The organism is Halorhodospira sp. M38 (genome assembly GCF_022227985.1).
GTDB lineage: Bacteria > Pseudomonadota > Gammaproteobacteria > Nitrococcales > Halorhodospiraceae > Halorhodospira > Halorhodospira halophila_A.
In genome coordinates this window covers 1-8030 of sequence record NZ_JAJNQP010000039.1, presented here as the reverse complement: position 1 = coordinate 8030, position 8030 = coordinate 1, and the positions used below count along the sequence as shown (strand labels likewise).

Here is an 8030-nt window from a genome sequence, read left to right as displayed (position 1 = left end):
TGCCAGGCCTTTCACCAGCTCCGGGAGCTGCGCAACGCCCTCGCCCACGGTGATCAGCCGGGGCATGCCGATGTCCAGTCGGCGTTGAGCAGCCCGCAGGCGCTCCACGAGCTGCTGAGCAGCGTCCTCGAGCAGCTCCTGCCCCGTTCCGGGTAGAAGGCCGAGCCTCTGGAGGGCCAGACCAGACGAAAGCTTTCGATCCGGCGCCCTCGCCGCGCTGTATGCCACCTTACGCTCATCGAGCCAAGCGGACCAAGCGGAGCCTTTGTAAAGCGACCGCGCGGACTCGGCTCTCGATGAGCGACAGCAAAATGAAGACGGAGGCAAACCCGATGAGCCCCTTATCCCAGCGCCGCATCCCGAGCTCGAAGTTCGTTCCGCCGCGCCGTGACCGTCGGCTGCGAGCGCTAGCGCTGCTCATCAAACGGTTTCTGCGCGACGACGTGTACCGCTACTAGCGGGGACGTAAGGCCCCGTCCCGGCAACTGGAAAGGATGATCATGACCCGCAATCCGTCACGCCGCAACCCGGATCCGGACTTCATGCAGTCGCTGGAGCGCGCCGCGGAGATGGCTCAGCACTCCCTGGAGGCCATCGCTCCCGAGCGCGACTGCATGCTGCGCATCCTCGAGCGCTTCGAGGAGCAGATCCGCGAGGCGAGTGTGCAGCCCGCTGCGGGGCAGAACGAGGCCGTTCAGGAAGCGGTGCGCAACTTCAGCGAGGAGTTCGAGAAGCGGCGCCACCTTTTCGAGGGCCTGGCGGATCGCACCTGCGCGCAGCTCGCTGAGAGCTATGCTCAGCTCGAGCGCGACGCCCCCTATGTGACCATCCTGCTCTTCGGGCGTACCAAGGCCGGCAAGAGCACCACGCTCGAGGCCCTTACCGCCGGCGACGGCACCACGATCGGAACGGGCAGACAGCACGCCACCCGTGACATCCGGGCCTACTACGTCCCCACACCGACCGCGGGCGACAACCCCGATCAGCCCCGCCTGCGCATCGTCGATACGCCCGGCATCGAGGGCTTCGAGGGGCAGGAGCTGGCCGAGATGGCCGAGAAGCATGTGGATCACGCCGACCACATCCTGTTCCTGATCAGCAATGATAGCGCCGATCCCGAGCAGCTGGCGCGTTTCGACTGGATCCAAACCCGGGGCAAGGATCTGACGGTCCTGCTCAACGTCAAGGAAGGGGACCTGGAGCTGCTCGCCGACTCGCCGGAGGAGGTGTTCCAGCCTGACGAGATCAAGGGGCACCGTCGTCAAATCGCGGGTCATCTGCGCCGGCGCTTCGGCCTGGAGAGCCCGGAGGTGATCCCGTTCCACGCCCACGGCGGCTGGAAGGCCCGCTCCGCCGACGAGTCATCGGGCGGCGTACCGAGCCGTACCGCGCTCGAGCGCGCGAGCGGCCTGAGCGCCGTTGAGAAGCGCCTGCGGCGGTTCGTGGTCAACGAGGCTATCGCGGCCCGGCGCCGGGCGCCCCGGGACCTGCTGAACAGCTACCTGATCGAGCTCAAGAATGAGCTGCGCCCCACGGCCGGCGCGTTCCGAACGCTCGATGGCGAGCTCAAGCGCCTCTGCGAAGACCTTGAGAAGAGGCTCGACCGGGCTCATGACCGGGCCGCCGAGCGCCTGACGCAGCTGCGGCTGCTCTTCACGGCCGCGGAGAATGACATCACGCCCATGGTGGACGACATCCTCAAGAGGCGTGGTTCGGGGCGGGACCTGGAGGCCGAATGGCAACGACGGCTCCGTGCGCGTGGTGTCACGGAAGGAGTCGATTGGTTCATCGACGCTGCGCAGAGAGACTTCATCCGCGAGCTCGAGGAGGGGGTGCGCGTGGCCGCCGCCGACTTCAGCCTCTCCACCGTCCGGGATCTCGACGGTGCCCTCGACGCATACCATGAGCAGCAGGACACGAAGGAATGGGAGGGCTATGGCCGCGCCGGGCTGCGCGGCGGCGCGGGAGCAGCAGCCGGCTACCTGGCCTGGTACGGGCTCGCGAACTGGTGGAACCCCTCGGGCTGGGTAGCGATCGGTGGAGCGGCTGTAGCGGGTCTGGCGGCGCAGGAAGCCGCGCGCTCGGTCACCGAGGAGTGGCGGGCCTCGACGAACAGGGGTCTGTCCCGTCACCGGCAGAAGATCATCAAGCGCCTCCAGGAGCGCCTCCGAGCGGACCGCAAGCGAGCCGAGGCGAGCTGCCGGGATTGGCTCGAGCGCGCTCACGCGGCCCATCGCGACAATATTCGGGGCACCGTCCGCCCCGTGCAGCAGGCCGCCCGGCGCATCCATGGGGCGGCTACGACGACCCTGGACAGCCTCGATGAGGTCGCCGCCCGGCTCAACCGCCACTGTGTCGAGGAGCTGCTCCATGACCAGATCCCTCAGGTGGCCGAGGGCCGGGTCCACGTGACCGGGGTCGCCCGCCAGCCCAGCTTCGCGACCAAGATCCGGGTCGCTTCACAGGCGCAAGGCGTCTGCCCGTTGGGCGCCTGCATCGGATCTCAGGGCCACCGGGTCAAGGCGCTGCGCGAGGCCCTCGGCGGCGAGCGCATCGAGTTCGTCGATGCCGGCGCCCCTCTCGAGACCCAGGTCCGCCAGGCCCTGGGGATGAGTCCGCCGGACGCCGCGTGCCCACAAGACGTCGTCCGGATCACGCGCTCCGGGGACGTCACCATCGCCACGGTGCGCTGCGATCAAAAGCAGGCCGGCCGGCTCATCGGGCCCAAGGGGGCTAACAGCCGGCTCGCCGGCGAGCTCCTCGGTATGAAGATTCGCGTTCAAGGAGCGTAGGCCATGAAACTCGATTACGCACGCTACTACCACGAGCTGGAGTGGATCCTGGGCAAGACCCATGACCTGGTCGAGCGCGCCGGCACGGACGAGCACCGCACGCTGATGGAACAGGTCCAGGAGGCGCGGGCCAGGCTGGAGCGCGACGCGCCCTTGCGCATCGCCGTGGTGGGGCAGTTCAGCGCCGGCAAGTCGGCGCTCATCTCCGCGCTGACCGGGGCGGAGGTGGCCATCTCCGCGGACGTCACGACCCGCAAGACGGCGGAGTACACCTGGCAGGGCCTGGTGCTCGTGGACACACCCGGGGTGCACTCGGACAGCGACGATACGGCCCACGACCGCATCGCTCGAGAGGCGACCCACGGCGCCGACCTGGTGCTGTTCGTGGTCAGCAATGAGCTGTTCAACCCGCGCCTGGCCGAGCACCTGCGCTTTATCCTGGACAGCGACGAAGGCCTGGGCCTGGCGTCCAAGACCTGCCTGGTGATCAACAAGGTGGACCGCGAGTCCGATCCGGATCCCGATGCCGAGCTACTCAGCGAGGCGGGGCGGGTTCTTGAGCCCTACCCTGAGGTACCGGTGTTTTTCTGCGCCGCCGGCAAGCTCCTGCAGGCGCGCAAGACCCGTCAGGCGCACCTCGCGGAGCGCTTCGAGAGCCAGAGCCGTATAGACGAGCTCGCCGACGGGCTGAACCGCTTCGTCGCTGAGGCCGGCACCGCAGGACGCCTTCAGACCCCGCTGCAACAGGTCAGTGAGCTGCTCAACCGGCTGGAGTCGGAGCTCGCCGAATCGAAGGACCAGCAAGAGCACCTGGAGCTGATCCGGCGCAAGCGGCGGGTCTATGAGCAGCTCGAGCAGAAACTCCGCGAGGTGCGCAACCGCCGCAAGCAGGAAGCGCGCAACGCGGTCATGGCGCAGGCCAACGGGGCCATGGAGCAGGTAACGGAGGGCGCGGATCAGCAGATACTGGAGGAACTCTTCGAGCAGGGGCTACGCCAGGCCAGCAGCGACGTGGACGCGGTCTACGACGCGGCGGATACCGAGATCAAGCAGGCTCTGAACGAAGCAAGGGCTGATCTCGAGGCTATCGGCGACAGCCCCCTCGGCCAAGCGGTGGCCCGGATCCATGCGCAGCGGGCCGAGACGGCAGGCGTGGATGCGGTTGGCGAAGCACCCAGCGCATACAGCCGCTCCCTCTATTGGGGCCGCCAGGCCACGGACCCACTCCAGCAGCATCTCGGGCGTCTCGCCCAGGACCCCCAGAAGCTGCGCGATCTCGTCTACCAGATCGGCAAGAAGATGGGCAAGAAGTTCAAGCCCTGGGAGGCCGTCAAGACGGGGCAGATGCTATCCAGAGTCCTCGGCCGCGTGAGCAAGGCCATGCCCTGGCTCGCGCTTGCCATGGACATCTACAGCGAGATCCGGGAAGAGCAGGCCAAGCAGGCGCGTGAGCAGCATCTGGCCGAGGTCCGTAGTGCGCTCCACAAGGCCTTTGCGGAACAGGCCGATAATTTGGCTGAGGCGCTGGAGAGCGCTCTGGACGAGATTTCCAGGGGGGTAATCCAACCCGGCCTTCAGGAGCTTGAAGCCGAGCGCCGGGAAATCGTTGATGCCGACGCCCAGCGCCGGGCGCTCCAAGAGGAAATCGGCACCCTCCAGCGCCGATGTGCTGAGCTACGTCACCAGCTCTGAGGAGACCTTCTCCTCTGGGAATCGCCGCCGTGAGGTGACCCCACTGACGGATTGCACGCGTCCTGGTGATCCTTTCTGGATGGACGGCTAGTTCCCGCAGCAGTCTGGATGGACCCGGTTAGGCTGCATGAGGGGAACACAAGTACGGTCAACTCTCGGCCGGAACCGCATTCGACCGGTCCGTCCGGTTGTTTCCCCTGTACGGCTACGAGGCCCTCATCACCCAGCAGGTCCACCAGGACGCCAACGCGCAGCAGGTCAGTGGCCACAACCAGCGTGAGGCAGCCCAGGAGGCGTCCATCGGGGACTGCCAGAGCCACAGCCGGGAAATCCCGGAATGCCAGGCCTTCCACCAACTCCGGGAGCTGCGCAACGCGCTCGCCCACGGTGATCAGCCGGGGCACGCCGATGTCCAGTCAGCGCTGAGCAGTCCGCAGGCACTCCACGAGCTGCTGAGCAGCGTCCTCGAGCGGCTCCTGCCCCGCTCCGCCGGGTAGAGGGCCGCCCCCTTCAAGGCAGCCGCTTCGGCTGCAAGTTTCCCATCCGCCGCCCTCCGCCGCGCTGGATGCCAGCCTAAGCACCAGCTGTTGCACGAAGGATCCCCGATGCCCCGCAAGCTCTACCTCGCTGCCTACGACGTCCGCAGCCCGAGCCGGCTCGCCCGAGCCGTCCGGGTCATCAAGGGCTACGCCAGCGGCGGGCAGAAATCGGCCTACGAGTGCTGGCTGACACCGGCCGAGCGGACGGCGCTGCACCAGGAGATGGCCGAGGTCATCGACCCCGACGAGGATCAGTTCGCCCTCCTGCCGCTGGAGCCGCGCCGGCCGCTGGTCACCCTCGGCGCCGCCGAGGCGCCGGCGGATCCGGACTTCTTCTATTTCGGCTAGGGAGGGTCCGCCGATGTCCCGTCTCGAGCCGCGCACCCTCTACCTCAACGCCGAGCGCGTCGAGGTGCGCCGCGAGGGCGCCGCCCTGCGCCTGCGCCGTCCCGGCAAGGCGGCCGAGTCCATCCCGCTCGTGCGCATCAGCCGCGCCGTCGTGCGCGGCTGTGCCGGTGAGGATCTCCTCCAGGCCTGCCTCGCCCTCGTGGAGGCGGGGGCCGTCGTGCACTTCCAGGACGGCAACGGCCAGCCCACGGCCTGCCTGCAGCCCGCCCAGGAGCCGCAGAGCCGGCCGGTCCAGGAGCTCGCCTCGCTGATCGAGACGCACACCGGGCTCGGCCCCTACCACTGGTGGCGGGATGCCCAGCGCCGCCACGCCTGGAGCCTGGTCTTCCGGCGGGGCCCCCGGGGCGACTTCCGGGGGGCGTGCCGACGGCTCGAGGGCTACCTGCGCCAGCTCAGTCCGATGCGCTGGATTCCCCACGAGATCGAGGCCCTCGGCGGCGGGCTGCACAGCTGGCTGCAGGCCGAGCTGCACCGCAGCGGCTGGCGGCCAGCCTGCCGCACCCTCGCCGCCCAGGGCGAGGACCTGGAGGGCGAGCTGCGCCGCTGCCTCTACCTCCCGCTGCTCTGGCGCTTCGTCCGCTGGCGGCGCCAGCAGCCCCTCGAACTCACGGAGCGCCGGCGCACCGAGTTCCTCGAGCTCCAGCTTGCCCGCCCGGTCCCCACTCAGCTCCACCGCCATCTCCAGGCCTTGACCGAGGAGTACTACGTCAGCTGGCAGCGCCAGCGCCGTGCAGAGGAGCCCGCCCATGGGTGAGCGCGCCATCGACCATCTGGTCTGCTACGACATCCGCAAGCCGGCCCGCCTGCGCCGCGTCCATCGGCTGATGACGGACTGGGGCGTGCCGCTTCAGTACAGCGTCTTCTACTGCCGGCTCGTCCCGAGCGCCCGGCACCAGCTCGCCGAGGCGCTGCGCCGGACGATCGACGAGCGCGTCGACGACGTGCGCATCTACGCCCTGCAGCCCCAGGGCGAGGGCACCTACCAGGGCCCGCCGCCCCTGCCGCCTGGGCTCGTGCTGCCAGGGCTCACCCTGACCCCGCAATTCCCGGAGACAGAGTAATGTCGCCGCCACACGCTCGCGGTGCCGCAAGATTGCCGCGCCGTTCACGCGAGCACCTCCGTGTCAGCCTGAGGCTCTCAAGCTCGAAGCGAAGGGAACCAAGACCGTGGGCACCCTCTACATCGACCGGCGCGGGACGCACCTGACGCTCGCGCACAAGGCCCTCACCATCCGCGAGCCGGAGGCCCGGCCCCGCTCGGTGCCGCTGAGCCTCATCGACCGGCTCGTCATCATCGGCCATGTCGAGCTAAGCAGCGGCGTGCTCACCGCCCTCGCCGAGCGCGGTGTCGGCGTCGTCCTGATGCCGGCCCGCGGGCAACGGCGCAGCGCCTTCCTCCGCAGCGAGGGCCACGGCGACGCCGTCCGCCGCCTCGGCCAGTACCGGCTCGCCCAGCTCGAACCCGAGCGCCAGGCCTGGGCCCGCCAGCTCGTCCGGCTGCGCCTCGCCGGTCAGCAGCGGCTGCTCGCCGGGGCACTGCACCAGCGTCCCGACCAGCGCCAGCCGCTCACGGCCGCCCGGCGCGAGATCGAGGCGGCTCATGCGGCCGTACGGCGTCAAGCGCCCGCCGGCGAGCAGCTGCGCGGCCAAGAAGGAACGGCCGCGGCGGCCTTCTTCCGCGGCTACGCTACCCTCTTCCCCGAGGCGCTCGGCTTCGCCGGGCGCAACCGCCGCCCGCCCCGCGATCCGGTCAACGCTGTCCTCTCCCTGGGCTACACCCTCGCCCACGGCGACGCGCTGCGGGCGGCCACGGCCGCCGGCCTGGATCCGGCGATCGGCGTGCTGCACCAGCCCGTTTGGGGGCGAGACGCCCTGGCCTGCGATCTCACGGAGCTCGCTCGGGCCCGGGTGGAGCGGCTTACCTGGCAGCTCTTTGCCACGCAGGCGCTGACGCGCTCGGACTTCACCCACAGCGCCGAGGGTGTACGGCTGGCCAAGGCCGCTCGGCAGACCTTCTTCGGCTGCTGGGAGCGCCACGCCGGGCTGCACCGGCGCTGGCAGCGCCGCGCCGCGCTGGCCCTGGCGGCGGCGTGCGCCCAACTCGGCACACAAGTTGTCCCCGAGGAGCACGATGTCCACGGAGCTTGATCTGCTGATCCGCAAGCAGGCCCGCGCCCAGGGCCTCTCCCTGTCGGAGGTCGCCCGCCGGGCCAACCTCAGCCGCCAGTGCCTCTATAACCTCTGCTGCTGTCGGGCCAACCCGACGATCTTTACGATCGTGGAGCTGGCCCAGGCGCTCAAGCTGCGCCCGCTGCATCTGATCCAGGCGTACTTCGCCTGTATCGGGGTCGAGGAGCCTTCCGATTGAGCGCTTTCCGGACCGGGGCGCTCTACCGCGGCGGCACGACTCGCAGCAAGCTTGAAGTCCCTGGCAAACGGCCACCGCGATGCCGTAGCATGATTCGGCATCAAGGAAGCACGCTCTTTCTCAAAAAGGAATAAATTGCGGATGAGAGTCGCTCATAAGTCCGCGGACCCCGCGTTTTGGCATAACCCACTTTGTAAGTTACTGAATGAGAAGGGGATATAGAGTCGAGGA

8 protein-coding genes are annotated in these 8030 nt (G+C 68.9%); all 8 read left to right on the top strand.

Annotation, left to right across the window (positions count from 1 at the left end):
• Nucleotides 1-500: 500 nt before the first annotated feature.
• Nucleotides 501-2792, top strand: a complete 2292-nt coding sequence (locus LRA98_RS12205) for a GTPase (RefSeq protein WP_238634164.1) — start codon at nucleotides 501-503, stop codon at nucleotides 2790-2792.
• 3 nt (nucleotides 2793-2795) lie between these two features.
• A complete protein-coding gene (locus LRA98_RS12200) occupies nucleotides 2796-4484 on the top strand; it encodes a GTPase (protein WP_238634165.1) in 1689 nt (562 codons plus the stop codon).
• Between the two features lie 188 nt (nucleotides 4485-4672).
• Nucleotides 4673-4981, top strand: coding sequence for a hypothetical protein (locus tag LRA98_RS12195; RefSeq protein WP_238634166.1), 309 nt, complete (start codon nucleotides 4673-4675; stop codon nucleotides 4979-4981).
• Nucleotides 4982-5089: 108 nt separating this feature from the next.
• Nucleotides 5090-5371, top strand: a complete 282-nt coding sequence (locus LRA98_RS12190; RefSeq protein ID WP_238634167.1) for a CRISPR-associated endonuclease Cas2 — start codon at nucleotides 5090-5092, stop codon at nucleotides 5369-5371.
• Nucleotides 5372-5384: 13 nt separating this feature from the next.
• Nucleotides 5385-6185, top strand: a complete 801-nt coding sequence (locus tag LRA98_RS12185; RefSeq protein WP_238634168.1) for a hypothetical protein — start codon at nucleotides 5385-5387, stop codon at nucleotides 6183-6185.
• The gene (cas2, locus tag LRA98_RS12180) at nucleotides 6178-6492 is read left to right on the top strand and encodes a CRISPR-associated endonuclease Cas2 (RefSeq protein WP_238634169.1); all 315 of its coding nucleotides are present in this window, start codon (nucleotides 6178-6180) and stop codon (nucleotides 6490-6492) included. The genes LRA98_RS12185 and cas2 overlap by 8 nt, the downstream gene beginning before the upstream one ends.
• A 106-nt stretch (nucleotides 6493-6598) precedes the next feature.
• Nucleotides 6599-7579 (top strand): CRISPR-associated endonuclease Cas1, encoded by a 981-nt coding sequence (gene cas1 / locus LRA98_RS12175; protein ID WP_238634170.1) that lies wholly within the window; start codon nucleotides 6599-6601, stop codon nucleotides 7577-7579.
• The gene (locus LRA98_RS12170; RefSeq protein ID WP_238634171.1) at nucleotides 7563-7799 is read left to right on the top strand and encodes a helix-turn-helix domain-containing protein; all 237 of its coding nucleotides are present in this window, start codon (nucleotides 7563-7565) and stop codon (nucleotides 7797-7799) included. The genes cas1 and LRA98_RS12170 overlap by 17 nt, the downstream gene beginning before the upstream one ends.
• Nucleotides 7800-8030: the final 231 nt, after the last annotated feature.

Coding starts and splice junctions, on each gene's coding strand:
- LRA98_RS12205 (WP_238634164.1), top strand. CDS start 501: ATGACCCGCAATCCGTCACGCCGCAACCCGGATCCGGACTTCATGCAG.
- LRA98_RS12200 (WP_238634165.1), top strand. CDS start 2,796: ATGAAACTCGATTACGCACGCTACTACCACGAGCTGGAGTGGATCCTG.
- LRA98_RS12190 (WP_238634167.1), top strand. CDS start 5,090: ATGCCCCGCAAGCTCTACCTCGCTGCCTACGACGTCCGCAGCCCGAGC.
- LRA98_RS12185 (WP_238634168.1), top strand. CDS start 5,385: ATGTCCCGTCTCGAGCCGCGCACCCTCTACCTCAACGCCGAGCGCGTC.
- cas2 (WP_238634169.1), top strand. CDS start 6,178: ATGGGTGAGCGCGCCATCGACCATCTGGTCTGCTACGACATCCGCAAG.
- LRA98_RS12170 (WP_238634171.1), top strand. CDS start 7,563: ATGTCCACGGAGCTTGATCTGCTGATCCGCAAGCAGGCCCGCGCCCAG.